Source organism: Pseudomonas sp. MF09156 (assembly GCF_059862305.1).
Window position 1 is genome coordinate 1 of sequence record NZ_JCBCUR010000008.1, and the last position, 14,256, is coordinate 14,256.

Consider the following 14,256-nt stretch of genomic DNA (forward strand, 5'->3'; position numbering starts at 1 on the left):
GTAAGAACGGCGTTGTGGCTGCATGAAATACCCGCTTAAAAGGCTAGAACTGGTGCCCACTTAAATTTAAGTGCACACCATGTCTTGGCTTTGCGGGGCTGGGTAGATGACTTGGCCGGACGCATACGATTCTCCTCTCGATCCTCCCACTCCTCGCGCACAGTGCGGCCATCGACCAGCACACGCATGCCTTTCTGATACAGCGCCTGCCATTGTTCCGCTTCGGAATGCCACAGCTCCACGGGCGCCCAAAACCCACCGCGATCCTCATAACCGTCCTTAATCAATACCGGGTTGTCGAAGTAAACGTTAAGCCGCAACAATCGCCGCGGTTCGGCATTGTCCCGTGGGAACTCACGGTATTCCGGTGCAGTACCGATATTCCCCTCGCCGACAAAGTAGGTGCTCATACGACCTCCTTACTGATGGATTGCAGGCGTTGTTCATAGGTGCGCTCAGCCAAGGTCAATTTGTCGGTCGTCGTGCGTGCCAGGTGCATCAGGGCGTGAGTCAGGCTGATCTGTGCGTTGAGCAACACCCGTTGCTGCTCCAGTCGATACAGCGTTGGCACTAGCGCATCCGGTGTACTCGGCGCCAGTAGCAGGGCCTGCCATTGCGCCACGCCCATGGCGGTACGGTCGACGCGACGCCAACGCAGAAACGTGGTGCCTGCGCCGGTGCTCTGGCTGCTCAATTGCACCGGCAGCAGGTGCAGTGGCGAGACGCGAGCACACGCTACTTTCTGTGGCAGAGTCTGATGGATCAGTTCGTCGCGCAGTGCGATGCAGCTATCGACCAGCGTGGTCAATTCCCCCTTACCTTTAAAAGCCCTTAAAAGGCCCTTTAGGGAGGTGGCCTGTTCCAGCAGGATGGTGACCTCGTCTGCAATCGGTGTGGGCATGGTCAAGAGTCCTCGGGCAGTCCGTGGGTGTTGTTGCTGGTTGGCCCAGCACTGTTGAGAGTGGTTGGCTCACTCTGTCGAATGGCAGGCGCATGTCTGGCACGCAGGCTGCCATCGAGGATGTTCTGCGGCAGTTCACCAAACTGCTCGCGAGCCCGTTGCGCTTTGGCATTGTTGGCCGCGAAGTCATCGCGACAGGCACCACTGGTACGATAGGTCTGGATCAGGCTGAACAGGCTGCGCAAGCAGTGGGCACCCTCGTCCAGCCAGTATTCGAGGGTGGGTGGGTCGATCAGGGCAGTGTGCTGAGCCAGCAGTGCGCGACGGGCCAATTCGTCGTAGTCAGCCAGCAGGTAGAGCGCCAGAAACCCCAGTGGGGCGTTGAAAGTGACTGGCAGTTGGACCGGTTCTACGTTCAGGTTGTCACCCAAGCTGAAGGCCGCGGGGGCCTGGGCCATGGCGGCGTTGAGTTGTGCGTGGAGGTTGAGCAGGGCAGTGCGGGTGCTGTCGAGCTTGGCTTCAAAACGCAGTAACAGGGCGTCGGCGTAGGGATCGTCGCGTGTGGCGTCACGGTAGACGCGGTTGACCAGGGTGACGAAATCATTCAGGCCGCGGATGCGTGGTGCGTCAGCGGACGGCAGTCGGCCGTTCCACAGACGGATCGCATGAAGTGTATGCAAGGTCAGGCGCATTTGGCTGCGCGGGCTGCCAAGCGGGGCATCTTCGATCGTGGCCATGGGCAAAAGGGCTCAAGGGCAAGTTGAGGTTTCAGGCTGACGGGTTGGTTAGGCGCTGTCTTTGCACAATGGGTAGGTGGCGTATCCCGGTTTGTTGGCGAGCCGCCGTGGATTTATGTCAGTGACATAAATCGGTTAGGTGCGATCAGCGGATCTTGAGTAGTTTGCGCAGTTGCGCCAGATGCTGGTGTGCGAGGGTGCGTTGCGCTTCCTGCTGCTCGGGTGTCGCGGTTGTTGGCGCTGCCGGTTGGAACGATTGTGCTGCCCACGGATGAAAGTCCCCGCGCAGGGCTTTTTGCAGAATGCCGAACAGGTAATTGGCCGGCCGTTGCACGTCGCCGGTTTCGCAACGTACCTGCCATTCGTTCAGCACCGCCTGACGCAGGTCGGGTGCTATTCGCTGCAAGGTGGCCAACGCTGCGCTTTGTTCCTCCGGGCGCAGTTGAGCGAAACCGGTCGGCAGGTGGGGCGCATTCGATTTTCGCGCGCGTGGTATACAAAAGCTTTTACTAATACTTAATACAGTACTAGGGCCCTGCTTCGGATTCCGAAGGCTGGCGGATTTACTGGGCTGGCGACCTACTTCGGAAGCCGAAGCAGGTGGGTTGATTTCGGAATCCGAAGTAGGGCGGCCTTCGGATTCCGAAGTAGATGCAGCGCTAAAGTCTGTGATGATTGGGCATGGTGAAACCGTAATCCCGGTGGTATTTTCCAGCCACTCAGCGAGCCGTTTCAGGTGTTCGGGCAATGGTTGAGTGGTGAGCAGAGGATCTTCGGCCAGTGCCTGGAGGGCGTCATAGGCAACGCGCTGGACGGCCTTGCTGGCATGGGTCAGTGATTGGCTGAGCAATTCCAGATACTCGCCATCCAGGCGTAGGGCTTCATTGGGTGTCAGTGGCGTTTGGTGCAGTACATAAAGATTGCCTTGCCAGCGCCCATTGCCTTCGGGGCGTCGACGTCGCGCCAGGCTCAGCCAGCGACATAAACGCAGCACGGTGAGTGCACGTGCGACGGTTTCGGTGGACGCCTGTAGGGCGCAGGGAGAGGTTGCCAGATAGGGACGCAGATGCTCGTAAGTAGGCATGGAGGTTATGCCCTCCCCGTTGAGCAGCAGGCGAATGACTTGCCAGGCATTGCGCTCCAGTGGAGAAAGGCGCCGATCCAGCAACAGAGCGCGGGGCACACTGTCGTGCAGTTGGCCACTGTAGACAAAATCATCACAGTGCAGCGGAGGATGAGCCATGGCTCAGACCAAGCGCTGTTTGATCCAGTCCTGAATCATTGCCCAAACCACCGATAAGGGGAGTGCCATGTCTTCGGCAACGTCCAGGGCCAGTTCGAGCATTTTCGGTTCATCGTTCACATCGATCTGGCGTGCATCCAACTGCGGCTTCCAGCGCTTCCACAGCTCGGTGTCTTGCGCCTCGTCCAGTGCCGGGTGTCGTCCGCGGCGCTTGGGCAGACCCAGTACATCACGGCGCATGGCAACCTCCTGATGAGTCAGGCCGTGATACAAGCTCATCATCTCGGTGCTGGCGCCGGCGCGCAGCAGACGGTCGATGGTGTTGACTTCTTCCTTCACCGCGTTGGCCTGGCTGAGAACCCTTTGTACCATCGCGGCGTTGACCTTCACGGTGCACCAGAAAACGGGCGCATTAGCCAGTACGCTGAGCAGCTCGGGGCGTTTGAGTGCGCCCAGTTGTTGCTCGGTAAAACCCATCGCCAAGCCGCGGCGTAGTTGACCGTTGCGCAAGTCATGCAGGATCTGGGTAATCACGGCCTGGTTTAACGGTTGAGGTGTGTTCATTGTGATTCACCGCTGTGAGGGAGTTGGCGAGCCAGTTTGATCAGGCGGATTAGCCGGGAAAATGCAGGGTCGTCCAGTTCCGGCTCACTGTGTGCGGTGCCGCAAAGCAGTGGCCCTAGGCGGGTGTTTGGCGATTGCCCAGTCAGTGACAGCAGCAGCGCTATCAACGCTTTCTGAGGTGCTGGGAGTTCGTGTTCATTGGTGCAGAAACAGAGAAAACCCAGGTATTCAGGCTGTAGGCGTACCTCTGTAGGCTGATCAACTAGGCTTCGCGCTAGTTCGGCAATGCGTGTGCGCAGTTGCTCGGCGGTAGATGGTTTGGCGTGGTCGGGCGGTGCGGTAAGCGGCCCTGATGCTGGACCGCGCTCTGCTAGCGGGAGTGGGACTTCCGGCTCCAGCAATTGGCCCAACACTTCACGGCGTATTTCTGACTCGCCAATATCCAGAGCCAATTCACCGTAGTCCAGCGTCAGTTGTTGAGCCAGATCACCGAGCAGTTCGTCGCGTACGCGCGGTATCGAAAATTGCTTTGTCTCGGCGTCACAGCGCGCCAGGCTCTGCTGAAACAGTGCGCTGAAGTCTGCTTCAGCATCGGGCACATGACGTTGCCAGGTCCGTTGCGCGGCTTTGCGCAGGCTCAGCAACTTTCGGATCTGAGGGCGCCCCAGCCCACTGTAAAGCGCCTCGGGAATGGCCGGCAGTAGGAAGGTCAGGGTATCGCCCATGCGGCTGATCGTGGGCTGATCCACTGGGTAGCCGTCTTCACTTAAGCGCTCAGCCAATTCGCGTTGATTCAAAGGCTTTCCATACTCTTGCTCGTACAACTGACGCGCCTGCTCGACCGCCTGTCTGCGCTCAATATAGGTGAGGCCGCTGCGCAGATCGTTCTCGGCCAGGTGGCCAGTTAGGGCAAGAATCTCGCCGCGTGCGGTCCAGGGACGAAATAGGCACAAAAAACGGTGGAAACGTTCGTCGCCGGTTTCCTGCCAAAGCTCGTTCAGGATCGCCAGGCGAGTGTTGCCGCCGTTGCGGATGATGAAGTGTTCTTCGCCGGGACGGCGGGTGATATTCGGTGGCTGATCCAGGCCGCGCTGGCGGATTGAGGCCTTGATTGCCTGATGCTGAGGGTTCAGCGCGCGGCGTGGGTTCAATTGATACGGGCGTAATTGTTCCAGGTTCACCTGCATTGGGGTATCCACCAGCGGAGCACAAGTATTCTGCTCGCGGCGGTTGAACGATGCGGCGAGCAGATGGGCGGCCACATCACTGGTGGGTGATTTAGCCATTATCGGGCTCATCGCCGTTTGAGCGCTGCAGCACTCGGGTATCGTTGGCACGAGGGCCGGTCTGAATCGGCGTGAAACCCGGTTTGCGCAAAGTCAGCTGCACGTCAGGACTGATCTCGACCCGCCAGCCTTCTTGCAGCGCCAGAACAATCAGGCGCCGCAATCGTCTCGGTACACGACTATCGATCATGTTGGCGCGCTCCGCTCCCGTTGACCTTGGCAAAGCGCTCTGTCCAGTCCGGGAAGAGTTCGCAGGCCAATGCGCGCATGGTCTCCAGCCCCGCAGGGGCGACTCGTCGGGAGGGCTTGCGGCGTTCAAATCGATGGACTGGTAATTGATGGGTGGCGGCACAAGGGTAGGCAGTGATCGCTGGGATGGTAGTACACAGCACATGAACTCCACGGACGCAGCCAAATACCTGGCGCAGTGCCTGCTGGATTTGCCGCGCATCGGTGGAGACAGGATGCACGCGGTTGATCAACAGATGCAGGGGCGGTGGTTGAATACCCAAATTGCGATAGAGGGGGATATCTTGAAGTAACTGCAGCGTACCCCGGCGAAATTCACGCGCGGCCAGAATCTCCGGAGTGACCGGTGACACCACCAGGTCTGAGGCAATTACGGCCATCTCCAGCAGCACACTGCGCGTGCCTGGTGTGTCGATCAAGAGCAGGTCGTAGTGTTGCTGAAACATGGGCAACAGATTGCGCAGGCGCAATCGGCTATCGGGCGTTTGCAGCAGTAGGGTGCCCAAATGGCCTTGATCATCGTTGGAGGCAATCAGATCCAGGTTGGGGATGGTGGTGTGCGAAACCAGTTGCTCAAGGTCACGCTCATTAAACGCCAACAACTCGTAGCTGCCGGCGGATGCCAGTTTATTTAACTCGAAGTAGCTGGACAGCGTGGGCTGTACATCCAAATCCAGCAGCAGCACGCGCAACCCGGCATCGGCGACAAAGCCGCCTACGTTTGCCGCCGTGGTGGTTTTACCGACGCCGCCCTTGGTCTCTATCAGGGATACAACTCGCATAGTCGTCTCCCTTCAGCCGCGCTCGGCACGGCGTTCAGCGATCCATTGTTCGATTTCCAGCGAATCCCAGCCCACTGCCCGTGTGCCGAGCGAAATGCTTTTGGGAAAACGCCCAGCGCGCATCAATGCATACAGATGAGCGCGCTTAAGGCCGGTTTTGTGCTCGACTTCCACCCGACGTAATACACGGTGCTCGGCGTGGAGGTCTATGGAGGCGTTCTCAGTCATGGTGATCACTCCCGAAGGCTTGTTTGGGGTGATCGGTATTCAATAGCCCATCTCTGTCGACGGCTACCGCAACTGCGGGGTATACGACCGCAGTTGCGGTGCGATGTAGGGGGCTTAAGTGCTCAGGCTGCGGCGAGCAGCGGCGAAGTGCTTTTGCATCGTACGTTCGGTGATCCCAACCCGTCCGCCATGGTAGGAAATGACCGTTTGAATGATTGCCACGTCGCTGTCGAACTGGCTGTATCGCTGGCCACCGGGCGATATGCCGCGCAGGGCTGTAAGTAGGCCACCGATAATGTTTAACAATGCTGAGCGACCGCGATCACTGAGGTCCTCATCGGTTGGCAACAAGCGCTGGAATTCCGCCAGGTCGCGTTTTAGCAGGGTGTTACGCTCTCGTAATTGCGAAGCTTTCTGTGCACACATATCAAGCTGCACTTTCAGCGCAGCATGGTTGGCTGACATCTCCTGCAACGCCGCCCAGCTAAGGCCGCGGCGTTCCGCTGGGCCGTATAGAAAGTTAGGTTTTTCTTCCGGGTAGTCGCGTTGCATCCAGGCTTTCAGATGCGGCTCACAGATGCTCAGGTCTGGATCATCAAGCAGAGTCATGTCCTGGCAGATGACGCCGTTTTTTCCGAAGGGTAGATCGCCATTGCAAAGGGCGCAGTAAATACGCTCACTGTTCAAATACAGTTTCGGCCAGCGTGGAAAATCGTCCTGCATCGGGCGTAGACGCTTGCCTAGTTGGTCCAGGATTGAGGTTTCAAAGTGATGCAGATTACTCCAGCGGATCGCTGCCTCAATCGGGTGGTAGTAGGCTTTTATCAACGAAGTAGGTAGCTGTCGCATGATCGATATCTCGCATGAGTGGTGAAGTCATCAATGGGTTCCTTGGTTGGGCGGCTATCGGGGTGATAGGAATGCGATGGCATATACCGGTAGCCGTCGCTGACATGATCCAATGAAATAGAGTCGATTCGGGGGAGCAATTGCAATCAACTTGAAAGTGGTTTGACACTTACATTCAAGTTTTCCCCATGCGCGATGGCTGGAGTACTGAGTTTACATGCCTGCCATTAGGGTTTGCGGGTAAAATGCTACTGATACTAATAGTTACATTTTTGTCTATGTTTTTTGGACGCTGCGCAGGAATAGAGGGCGCTTAGCAGGAGAGGCTCAGGTTTGGGTAGTTGATCAGGTGTTGAATTAGGCGAGATGACCTGCAGCGCTGCCGCCCAGTTTGTTGTGGGCTAACTCCTACCAGTCATCTAGCATATATACATCGATGTTTAAGTTTGGGTGTAGGCAATCAAATTTTATGGCCGCTGGGGTGGCGTTTACCTTGCTGGCGATCCAGTAAATAACTTGGTTTTTGACTAGGGCGCCATGGCATTTTGAGTTGTGGCTTCTTGGTAGCGACAGGAGGTGTCTCTCGAAACGCCCATGATTTACAGGCCTAGGAAACGTTGCCGAGTTCCTCGGCCAGGTTCAACAAGCCCAGCTTGTTTTTAACAATCGGTTGATTTGCAACGCTCATGCGGGGCTACTCCTCTTGGATTGGCGATGGCTTGCACAACCATCAAACTCGGTAGCCCCGCTCTGTTTAAAGAAGGATGTAAGATCAGGTCGAGAAATTTATACCTGAAGTTCGGTTCTGAACCCCTAGTTTATCTATATAGCAGTCGATTCTCGGGACCGGTTGGCGAAATCATGAGGGGTAACCCCCTCGTCCCGGTTTGCCTCTAAATACTCACTCCACCAATTCATGATTAGCCTACGCTCTTCAATAAATTCAGCCTTATGAATGTAAGCCGCCCGCACATTGTTTCGCTCTTTATGGCTCATTTGCCGCTCAATCGCAGTGACTGACCACATCCCAGACTCGACCAACGCACTGCAAGCCATTGTGCGGAACCCATGCCCGCAAATTTCGGATTGCGTGTCGTAACCCATTGTTCGAAGTGCTTTGTTGACGGTATTTTCTGATAAGGGCTTACGGGGGTTGGCGTTGCCAGCGAACACCAGGTCGTACCCACCCGTAATAACCTGGATTCGTTTGAGTAGTGCAATTGCTTGGGAGGATAACGGTACTAAATGGATGTCGCCCTCCATTTTTGTACCCCGAGTTGAAAAGCTGACGCCTTCAAGGGCAGGCCTCGTATCGGGGATTTCCCAGACAGCCCCCTTGAGATCGAACTCGCTCCAACGGGCAAAGCGCAGTTCGCTGGAGCGAACGAATAGATGCAGTGAGAGCATAACGGCCAGGCGAGTGAGTGTGCGGCCTTTATAGCTGTCGATGCGCTCCAACAGTTCGGGTAAACGTGACAAAGGCAGTGCAGGGCGATGAGTCACGCGTCGCGGTTTGATCGAGCCTTCGAGATCGTACGCGGGGTTAACGCTAATCAGGCGGCTGCGCTTGGCTTCTCGCATAATATTCAGCAGGTAGTTTTTTACCCTCAACGCAACGTCAATTGATCCCTTTTGCTTGATTGTTTCCAAAGGTTGGAGGAGATCGTGGGTGTCCAGCTCAACGATCGGCTGCGCCCCGATATGTGGAAAGACGTAGGTTTGAAGGCGGCGTAAAACGTTTTTTGAATGGCCTGGGGTCCACCTGGGCGACATATCTCGATGCCAATTCAGTGCAACATCTTCAAAGGTTCGGCTTTTCACCTCAGCTTCTTTTTTGACGCTGCGCTTATTTTCAATGGGGTCGATACCTTGCGTCAGCAGGCGTTTGAGCTCCAAACGCTTGGCTCGTGCATCTGTCAGGCTGACAACAGGATAATTGCCGAAAGATGTAAGGCCTTCCTTGCCATCAGGTTTGACGTATCGCATGCGCCAACCTTTCCTACCGTTGGCTTGCACTAAGAGATAGAGACCTTCTCCATCGAAAAGTTTATAGGCGCGGTCTCGCGGTTTGGCTGTGCGACAAGCTGCGTCAGATAGAGGAGTTGTAGTGCGCGACATAAGGGTACTACCTATTGTCGAACTGACCTGTACCCCAAATCTTACCCTTAAAAATGCCGGAATCACTTGGAAACCGACGGAACGCCATAAACGAAAAAACCCGCCAAGTGGCGGGTTTTAAAGGGTTCCATGGACTTTACTGGCTGTCAGTGGAACTAGAGATGGTGCCCGAACCCGGAATCGAACCGGGACGCCCTTACGAGCGGGGGATTTTAAGTCCGCATTCAAAGCTATACAAATCAATACGTTATCGTCGTATCCGGTCCGCAATTGTTTGGAGAACGAGGCCTTGAAGGCCTTTGTTTTCAAGGGTGCCAAATTAATTGCGGAACGGATTTTCACTTGGTTGGAAGCACTTTCAGGCCCTTGCGGCGCCGAATATATTGCTCTGTCATTCCGACAGTTGTATGCCCGAGTTGGTCTCGTGCATCACGGATGCTGCCTGTCGATTCCTCCTTGTCCGTTGCAGCTTTTGCGCGCAGGTCGCGCATCTGAAACGCAGACTTTTCAATCCCGGCCTTCAACCTTGCCGCGTCAAATCTTCCTCTGAGCATGCTCGCCGTCATCGCCTGGCCGTTGTCCATTACAACGAGCTTGGTTGATCGAATCTTGTGCCCCTTTTTCCTTTCAAGAATACGGTCAATGACCACCTTCAGCTCACCAACAACCTCTATCCTGCGCTTCGCACTGGTCTTTCCCTGCTTGATGAGCAACTGACCATCGAGTAAGTCGCGCTCGTCCATCTTCAGTGTGTCGCCAATGCGCTGGGCGGTGAGGTAGAACAGATCTAGTGCATCCTTGAGTGGTTGGTCCGCATGCAGGTACACCGCAGCGAGCATCTCGTCTTCGACGTAGGTGTCCCGGCCGGTCTCCTTGTTCCCTTTGATGCCAGCACAAGGGTTTGCGAGTGACGTATAGCCGCTCTGGCGCGCGAAGTTCCAGATTGCGCTGAGTAGAGCCTTTTCCCGATTGGCTCGCACCTTTGCCGTTTTCGACCGATAGCGGAGGTACTGAACAACATGCTTCGGCTCGATTGCTTCTAACGGCCCGGGCGGGTCATTGAAGAAGACCAGCAGTTGCTTCAGCTCGCGAATGTTGTCTTTTTGGGTGGCCATGGACTTTGTCGGTACCACTTCATCCATGTATTTGTTCGCTACGTACTCAAATGTCAGCACCTGGGCGACGATTGCATTGGCGGCCCGGCTCTTTTCAAGTCGGGCATACTCAACAATTGCGGCACCGTAGTCAGATCCTAGAGCGATCTCCCGGCGCGGCTTATCACCAGCGTCGTAGTAGTAATAAACCCTTCCCCCGGGGCGCAGTCGCTTTCTCAACCGGGGAATGCTGCCGGGGTTAGTGGGTCGTCTTGCCATTTATTGAATTCCCCTCCGAGGCTGCCATTCGACTTTCTCAGGCTGCCGGTCATGTTTTGCAACTAGTAGTGATGCGGAGATCACGCATGGCCAGCCATTGCGTTTGATGGTGTGGCGAATGCCATTTCGGGACAGGACAAGTATCTGCCCGGCTTTTGTCTTGGCGCCTGTGAGCTCACAGACATCTTCATGCGATAGAAACTGAATGTCGTCCATGCCTACCTCCCGCCGCCCGCTGTAGGCCGCGCTGTCTTGATGATGTGGATGATGAAACCGAAGGTGAGCAGCATCCAGGCGACGGAGCCGGCGAATGCTGCGATCAGGGGTTGATCGGTACCGATGGAGAGCAGCTCCGGCACCTGCCAGAAAAACCAGAAGGTGGACCCCGCCACGTACAACACGATGGCCGTGATGAGCAGGGTGAGTTTCGTTGCGTACATGGGGTGTCCTTGCCGCGCTGGACGGCAGAAGGTGGGTTAGGGTTTCGCTGCTCTGGCGTGGCCGACGCAGACCTTGGTGGGTTCGCCTTGTTCGTCGAGGTGCGCGTGACACATAAAGCCTTTCTGGTCGTGCGCCATGAACTCCGCATCGCACGTGGTGATGGGCGACTGGTTGGCTATAGAGCCAAGGCGGTAAGCGCACCCGTGGCACGCGCCCGCCGGGTCGCACTTGCTGGCGATCATTACGCCCTGACAGGCGCCGATGATGGTAGGCAGGTTCACGCTGGTGAACTTGTCGGGGTGCACGCCGCACTCCTCGATCAACACCTGGTCACTCATCTCGGAACAGTTCTCTGCGACCGAGTTTGCCATGCCAATCAGTTGCGCCATGAACTCAACCAGGCGCTGCGAACCATTTCGCTGTAGGTAGCTGGTCAGCGCCTCTCGTCGCATCGCCAGGTCGAACTGAGCAATGCCTGCGAGGTCCGTTGCGTCACTTCGGGTCATGCTGTATTCACAATTTGCAGGCATTCGAATACCTCGCCCGCCGCTCACCGGCAGGCATGTAGGGGGATTGGGGTTATTGCGCCGGCGGCAACATCTTCTGCGCGGCTTCAACCATTCGGCGCCCGTCGGGCAGCAGCATGTGAGGCATGAACACCTCTTCGAAGGTCATGAGCTGGCACTCGACGGCGGTGACCTGGGCCTTGACCCAGTCGCGAAGCATTGAGCTGACGGCGATCTGTGCAATGTCTGCTGCCTTCTGCCGGTGTTCGTCGGGTGTCGAGCGCATGCGGCTGCTGTGTGGATGCTCGCGAAGCCAGGCGCTGGCATAGCCGCCCCAATGCCCGGGCAACTGCACCGTGCGGCCGCGGTGTTCGAACTGCACCAGAGTGATCTGCTCCTTGGCCTTGTGCATGATCCCGTAGTTGTCGCAGCCGAAGCGGCCCAGGATCTTCTGGATTTCGGCGAATGCCTTGTCGCCGCTGGTTGCATTCTCGTACGGCAGACTCATGGCCTAGGCCCCTTGTAGATGAAGACGTAGGCGAACCGGAGGGTGGCGATCATGGCGTCACCCGCTTGAACTCGACCACCCATACCCACGGGTTGGCATTCCACGACTCGGCGCCGTTGATCGACACCCACAGTTCGCGCCAGGCGTCGAAAGGGTCAGTCCAGTTGCCTGGGCCCGGTTCAGATTTGAATGGGTGGAAAGCGTAATCACCGTCACCCTGGTGGATTCGGTTGATGCCTTCGGCGATGTAGCGGCTTTCGAAGGCTGTCTCGCCTTCGCCGTCCTGCAACCGCTCGACGCGCACGTCGGTGATCTCCAGCAGGATGCGGCATGCCAGGCGAGGCATATGGATGCTCGGTGTCCAGCGCACAGGCTGACTGTCACCGACGTGGTGCCACTGGACGTTCGGCATGTCGCCATCTGCCCGGTACACGTACCGGCTTTTCCAGTCAGGCCGCGCCGGACTTCCCGCGGTGCCGATGGGGCCGGCATACCTGCCTTGCGGGATATCCACTTCGAAAACCTGGGTGTGGCTCTCGCGCACCCAGAGCCGGTCGCCGGGCTTGCCGTGTGGGCAGTTGGCAGGAATAGGCACCAGTTCGCCGGCGGCAGAGGTCTCCCAAAAGCCATGAGGCATCTTGAGTGCCCGGCGCGTTACCGTCTTCCGGCCTTCCAGGATGGCGCGCACCATCGGCGTCGAGAACAGGATTGGCCGTTCCTTTACTTGAGACATGAGTCGTCCTTGCCGCTATAGCGGCTGACTTTGAAGGTGAAGGGGTTAGAGGTTTTGCGGGTGGAGTACGGATGTACTCCTATCAGGTTTTGGCTGACTCAGCCTTCATGGCCAGGCCCGATACGGCCTTGCTGTAGATGAATTTGATCTGATCCCACGGGATGGTGTGTTTCTGCCCGTACTCGCCTTCACCGTCGCATATTGAGCAGCCTTCGACTGGCTCTTCAAGCTCGCAGCACTCAGGGCATTCTTTGGTGACCAGCAGCTTGAACTCGCCGAGCAGCAAGGCTTTGGCGCCATTCTCAGCGGTAAGTTGGCGGGGCATGATGCAGTAGCCATCGGGAACCACCGCTACCGGCGCGGGCTGCTCGGCGCCGAACTCCAGATAAGCAACCCACAGGCCCTGCACATACTCGTCGGCATAACCAGTGCGGTCGTCGCTGCGAGCCAGGGACCGGCCATCCAGAAAGCCGAACACGGGGTGCTTGGTTGCCATTACCCACTTTTCAAAATATTCGCGCTTGCCTTCCGGGTTTCCGCGCGGCCGTAAGTCAGACGTTCCGAATTGCTCGCAGATCGCCTCCCAGATATCGAACGCACCGCCACCACAGACCCTGGCCTTCTCGGCGATCAGCTCGCCCAGCTCATCGCTCAGCTCTCGCGGGAAGCTAATCGTTTGGTTGGTGGTCATACAGCCTCCCTCGTTACCAGATCATGGGCATTCACAACCGTCATGCCGAGGTGCTGGGCAATCAGGACTTCGAGCTGGGCGCCCTTCGATTCTTGCCAGCCGGGCAGGGTGGCCACGGTGTCGCAGTCCATCAGGGCTGCAATGTCGCGGCGCATGCAGTCGTTCCAGGTGCCGCCATCTGGGTTGATCTCGGCGGGGTTGGTGACGGTGTGGCCGCCGGCGCGCAGGTTGGTGGTCATGGCGTGGAAGGCGGCGAAGTTGAGGCCGGGCAGACCGGTCATGGGGCCGCTGAGGTAGATGCGCTTCATGCTGCCTCCTTTTGCTCTTCCGGCTTGCGGATCAAGCCAAGGCGCACGCCTTCATCGCGAACAATCAATATGTCGTCGCCATAGCCCCACGGATTCTCGAAACCGTTATCCATCACGGGTTGGAAATACCCGTATCGCATCGTCTTGCCAGTGAGTACGAACGCACCGATAGACCCAGCCAGGCTCTTCAGTGTGCCGCCGTGCGAGAAGCCATCCCACGGGCCTTCTCTCGTAACGTTGATGCGGGCCCCGGTGTAGTCATCGAACAGCCAGACGATGTTGCGGCGGCCATTGAGAGCGAGGTATGCATCGTGCCCAGCGCCCTGGTTACGAAAGAAGCACCGGCCGCAGTTGGCGATCACCCTGAGGAATTCATTCGCAGCGATGATCCGGTCCAGGCGCTGCTGGCCGATGGTTTTGTTTTCTGTAGGCATGGGGAGTCCTTGCCGGGCCATGCCCGGGCGGTGTGGTGCTACGATGGCGCCTTCCTCTAAATGGGCAGGACCATGACCAAGCACGATATTTACGATGAGATCGAAGGCTTTCAGGTTTGGAACTACATGGAGTGCGTCAAGGACGAGGAAGGCCGGGAGACCTGGCGTATCAACGTCGAGGTGAAACGCGGTAGTGAAGTGGTGGTGCCGGTTGTTGCGGGTGACCGAACCTATGTTGACCGCGGCCTGGCGCAGGTCGCCGGCCGAGAACTTGGAGCCAAGCTGATTGCTGGGCGATGAGTGAC

21 protein-coding genes are annotated in these 14,256 nt (G+C 57.3%); 1 reads left to right on the top strand and 20 read right to left on the bottom strand.

The window, feature by feature from the left end; genetic code table 11:
* Window positions 1–35: 35 nt before the first annotated feature.
* The 20 genes from AC19YY_RS18395 to AC19YY_RS18490 all read right to left on the bottom strand — a co-directional run bounded on the left by AC19YY_RS18395 (window position 36) and on the right by AC19YY_RS18490 (window position 13,951).
* The gene (locus AC19YY_RS18395; protein WP_500604629.1) at window positions 36–410 is read right to left on the bottom strand and encodes a single-stranded DNA-binding protein; all 375 of its coding nucleotides are present in this window, start codon (window positions 408–410) and stop codon (window positions 36–38) included.
* Window positions 407–901 carry a DUF3158 family protein gene (locus AC19YY_RS18400; RefSeq protein ID WP_500604630.1) on the bottom strand — a complete coding sequence of 165 codons (495 nt, stop codon included), beginning with the start codon at window positions 899–901 and terminating at the stop codon, window positions 407–409. The genes AC19YY_RS18395 and AC19YY_RS18400 overlap by 4 nt, the downstream gene beginning before the upstream one ends.
* Window positions 902–903: 2 nt before the next feature.
* Window positions 904–1,638 carry a PFL_4669 family integrating conjugative element protein gene (locus tag AC19YY_RS18405; RefSeq protein WP_500604631.1) on the bottom strand — a complete coding sequence of 245 codons (735 nt, stop codon included), beginning with the start codon at window positions 1,636–1,638 and terminating at the stop codon, window positions 904–906.
* A gap of 145 nt (window positions 1,639–1,783) precedes the next feature.
* A complete protein-coding gene (locus AC19YY_RS18410; RefSeq protein ID WP_500604632.1) occupies window positions 1,784–2,881 on the bottom strand; it encodes an STY4528 family pathogenicity island replication protein in 1,098 nt (365 codons plus the stop codon).
* Window positions 2,882–2,884: 3 nt separating this feature from the next.
* Window positions 2,885–3,445 (bottom strand): DUF2857 domain-containing protein, encoded by a 561-nt coding sequence (locus AC19YY_RS18415; protein ID WP_500604633.1) that lies wholly within the window; start codon window positions 3,443–3,445, stop codon window positions 2,885–2,887.
* Window positions 3,442–4,731 (bottom strand): ParB family protein, encoded by a 1,290-nt coding sequence (locus AC19YY_RS18420; RefSeq protein WP_500604634.1) that lies wholly within the window; start codon window positions 4,729–4,731, stop codon window positions 3,442–3,444. The genes AC19YY_RS18415 and AC19YY_RS18420 overlap by 4 nt, the downstream gene beginning before the upstream one ends.
* Window positions 4,724–4,921 carry a hypothetical protein gene (locus AC19YY_RS18425; RefSeq protein WP_495107133.1) on the bottom strand — a complete coding sequence of 66 codons (198 nt, stop codon included), beginning with the start codon at window positions 4,919–4,921 and terminating at the stop codon, window positions 4,724–4,726. Before AC19YY_RS18425 ends, AC19YY_RS18420 begins: the two co-directional genes overlap by 8 nt.
* Window positions 4,911–5,762 (bottom strand): ParA family protein, encoded by an 852-nt coding sequence (locus tag AC19YY_RS18430; protein WP_500604635.1) that lies wholly within the window; start codon window positions 5,760–5,762, stop codon window positions 4,911–4,913. The genes AC19YY_RS18425 and AC19YY_RS18430 overlap by 11 nt, the downstream gene beginning before the upstream one ends.
* Window positions 5,763–5,774: 12 nt before the next feature.
* A complete protein-coding gene (locus AC19YY_RS18435) occupies window positions 5,775–5,990 on the bottom strand; it encodes an AlpA family transcriptional regulator (RefSeq protein ID WP_099170626.1) in 216 nt (71 codons plus the stop codon).
* A gap of 114 nt (window positions 5,991–6,104) precedes the next feature.
* Window positions 6,105–6,839: an ATP-binding protein gene (locus AC19YY_RS18440; protein WP_500604636.1), complete on the bottom strand. Its 735-nt coding sequence runs from the start codon at window positions 6,837–6,839 to the stop codon at window positions 6,105–6,107.
* A gap of 822 nt (window positions 6,840–7,661) precedes the next feature.
* On the bottom strand, window positions 7,662–8,957 hold the full coding sequence (locus AC19YY_RS18445) for an integrase arm-type DNA-binding domain-containing protein (RefSeq protein ID WP_495107137.1): 1,296 nt from the start codon (window positions 8,955–8,957) through the stop codon (window positions 7,662–7,664).
* Between the two features lie 338 nt (window positions 8,958–9,295).
* Window positions 9,296–10,330, bottom strand: a complete 1,035-nt coding sequence (locus tag AC19YY_RS18450; RefSeq protein ID WP_128593487.1) for a tyrosine-type recombinase/integrase — start codon at window positions 10,328–10,330, stop codon at window positions 9,296–9,298.
* On the bottom strand, window positions 10,331–10,546 hold the full coding sequence (locus AC19YY_RS18455; RefSeq protein ID WP_198849302.1) for a DUF4224 domain-containing protein: 216 nt from the start codon (window positions 10,544–10,546) through the stop codon (window positions 10,331–10,333).
* A 2-nt stretch (window positions 10,547–10,548) separates the two neighbouring features.
* Window positions 10,549–10,770 (bottom strand): hypothetical protein, encoded by a 222-nt coding sequence (locus AC19YY_RS18460; RefSeq protein ID WP_500604637.1) that lies wholly within the window; start codon window positions 10,768–10,770, stop codon window positions 10,549–10,551.
* A 36-nt stretch (window positions 10,771–10,806) separates the two neighbouring features.
* Window positions 10,807–11,277, bottom strand: coding sequence for a hypothetical protein (locus tag AC19YY_RS18465; RefSeq protein ID WP_169872564.1), 471 nt, complete (start codon window positions 11,275–11,277; stop codon window positions 10,807–10,809).
* 73 nt (window positions 11,278–11,350) lie between these two features.
* Window positions 11,351–11,785 (bottom strand): hypothetical protein, encoded by a 435-nt coding sequence (locus AC19YY_RS18470; protein ID WP_169872563.1) that lies wholly within the window; start codon window positions 11,783–11,785, stop codon window positions 11,351–11,353.
* Between the two features lie 49 nt (window positions 11,786–11,834).
* Window positions 11,835–12,518, bottom strand: coding sequence for a hypothetical protein (locus tag AC19YY_RS18475; protein ID WP_500604638.1), 684 nt, complete (start codon window positions 12,516–12,518; stop codon window positions 11,835–11,837).
* Window positions 12,519–12,600: 82 nt separating this feature from the next.
* On the bottom strand, window positions 12,601–13,209 hold the full coding sequence (locus tag AC19YY_RS18480) for a hypothetical protein (RefSeq protein WP_169872560.1): 609 nt from the start codon (window positions 13,207–13,209) through the stop codon (window positions 12,601–12,603).
* Entirely contained in the window at window positions 13,206–13,517 is a 312-nt protein-coding gene (locus tag AC19YY_RS18485; RefSeq protein WP_128593494.1) for a DUF4406 domain-containing protein, read from the bottom strand. The genes AC19YY_RS18480 and AC19YY_RS18485 overlap by 4 nt, the downstream gene beginning before the upstream one ends.
* Window positions 13,514–13,951 carry a YoqU family phage-derived protein gene (locus AC19YY_RS18490; RefSeq protein WP_169872529.1) on the bottom strand — a complete coding sequence of 146 codons (438 nt, stop codon included), beginning with the start codon at window positions 13,949–13,951 and terminating at the stop codon, window positions 13,514–13,516. The genes AC19YY_RS18485 and AC19YY_RS18490 overlap by 4 nt, the downstream gene beginning before the upstream one ends.
* A 72-nt stretch (window positions 13,952–14,023) precedes the next feature.
* On the opposite strand from AC19YY_RS18490, the gene AC19YY_RS18495 reads away from it, so the two are divergent.
* Window positions 14,024–14,251 (top strand): hypothetical protein, encoded by a 228-nt coding sequence (locus tag AC19YY_RS18495; RefSeq protein ID WP_169872528.1) that lies wholly within the window; start codon window positions 14,024–14,026, stop codon window positions 14,249–14,251.
* Window positions 14,252–14,256 lie beyond the last annotated feature (5 nt).

Excerpts from the sequence above, each read along its gene's own strand:
- AC19YY_RS18470 (WP_169872563.1), bottom strand. The coding sequence starts at position 11,785 with ATGAGTCTGCCGTACGAGAATGCAACCAGCGGCGACAAGGCATTCGCC.
- AC19YY_RS18465 (WP_169872564.1), bottom strand. The coding sequence starts at position 11,277 with ATGACCCGAAGTGACGCAACGGACCTCGCAGGCATTGCTCAGTTCGAC.
- AC19YY_RS18430 (WP_500604635.1), bottom strand. The coding sequence starts at position 5,762 with ATGCGAGTTGTATCCCTGATAGAGACCAAGGGCGGCGTCGGTAAAACC.
- AC19YY_RS18475 (WP_500604638.1), bottom strand. The coding sequence starts at position 12,518 with ATGTCTCAAGTAAAGGAACGGCCAATCCTGTTCTCGACGCCGATGGTG.
- AC19YY_RS18490 (WP_169872529.1), bottom strand. The coding sequence starts at position 13,951 with ATGCCTACAGAAAACAAAACCATCGGCCAGCAGCGCCTGGACCGGATC.
- AC19YY_RS18485 (WP_128593494.1), bottom strand. The coding sequence starts at position 13,517 with ATGAAGCGCATCTACCTCAGCGGCCCCATGACCGGTCTGCCCGGCCTC.
- AC19YY_RS18400 (WP_500604630.1), bottom strand. The coding sequence starts at position 901 with ATGCCCACACCGATTGCAGACGAGGTCACCATCCTGCTGGAACAGGCC.
- AC19YY_RS18420 (WP_500604634.1), bottom strand. The coding sequence starts at position 4,731 with ATGGCTAAATCACCCACCAGTGATGTGGCCGCCCATCTGCTCGCCGCA.
- AC19YY_RS18460 (WP_500604637.1), bottom strand. The coding sequence starts at position 10,770 with ATGTACGCAACGAAACTCACCCTGCTCATCACGGCCATCGTGTTGTAC.
- AC19YY_RS18450 (WP_128593487.1), bottom strand. The coding sequence starts at position 10,330 with ATGGCAAGACGACCCACTAACCCCGGCAGCATTCCCCGGTTGAGAAAG.
- AC19YY_RS18455 (WP_198849302.1), bottom strand. The coding sequence starts at position 10,546 with ATGGACGACATTCAGTTTCTATCGCATGAAGATGTCTGTGAGCTCACA.
- AC19YY_RS18495 (WP_169872528.1), top strand. The coding sequence starts at position 14,024 with ATGACCAAGCACGATATTTACGATGAGATCGAAGGCTTTCAGGTTTGG.
- AC19YY_RS18425 (WP_495107133.1), bottom strand. The coding sequence starts at position 4,921 with ATGATCGATAGTCGTGTACCGAGACGATTGCGGCGCCTGATTGTTCTG.
- AC19YY_RS18395 (WP_500604629.1), bottom strand. The coding sequence starts at position 410 with ATGAGCACCTACTTTGTCGGCGAGGGGAATATCGGTACTGCACCGGAA.
- AC19YY_RS18445 (WP_495107137.1), bottom strand. The coding sequence starts at position 8,957 with ATGTCGCGCACTACAACTCCTCTATCTGACGCAGCTTGTCGCACAGCC.
- AC19YY_RS18440 (WP_500604636.1), bottom strand. The coding sequence starts at position 6,839 with ATGCGACAGCTACCTACTTCGTTGATAAAAGCCTACTACCACCCGATT.
- AC19YY_RS18480 (WP_169872560.1), bottom strand. The coding sequence starts at position 13,209 with ATGACCACCAACCAAACGATTAGCTTCCCGCGAGAGCTGAGCGATGAG.
- AC19YY_RS18435 (WP_099170626.1), bottom strand. The coding sequence starts at position 5,990 with ATGACTGAGAACGCCTCCATAGACCTCCACGCCGAGCACCGTGTATTA.
- AC19YY_RS18410 (WP_500604632.1), bottom strand. The coding sequence starts at position 2,881 with ATGGCTCATCCTCCGCTGCACTGTGATGATTTTGTCTACAGTGGCCAA.
- AC19YY_RS18415 (WP_500604633.1), bottom strand. The coding sequence starts at position 3,445 with ATGAACACACCTCAACCGTTAAACCAGGCCGTGATTACCCAGATCCTG.
- AC19YY_RS18405 (WP_500604631.1), bottom strand. The coding sequence starts at position 1,638 with ATGGCCACGATCGAAGATGCCCCGCTTGGCAGCCCGCGCAGCCAAATG.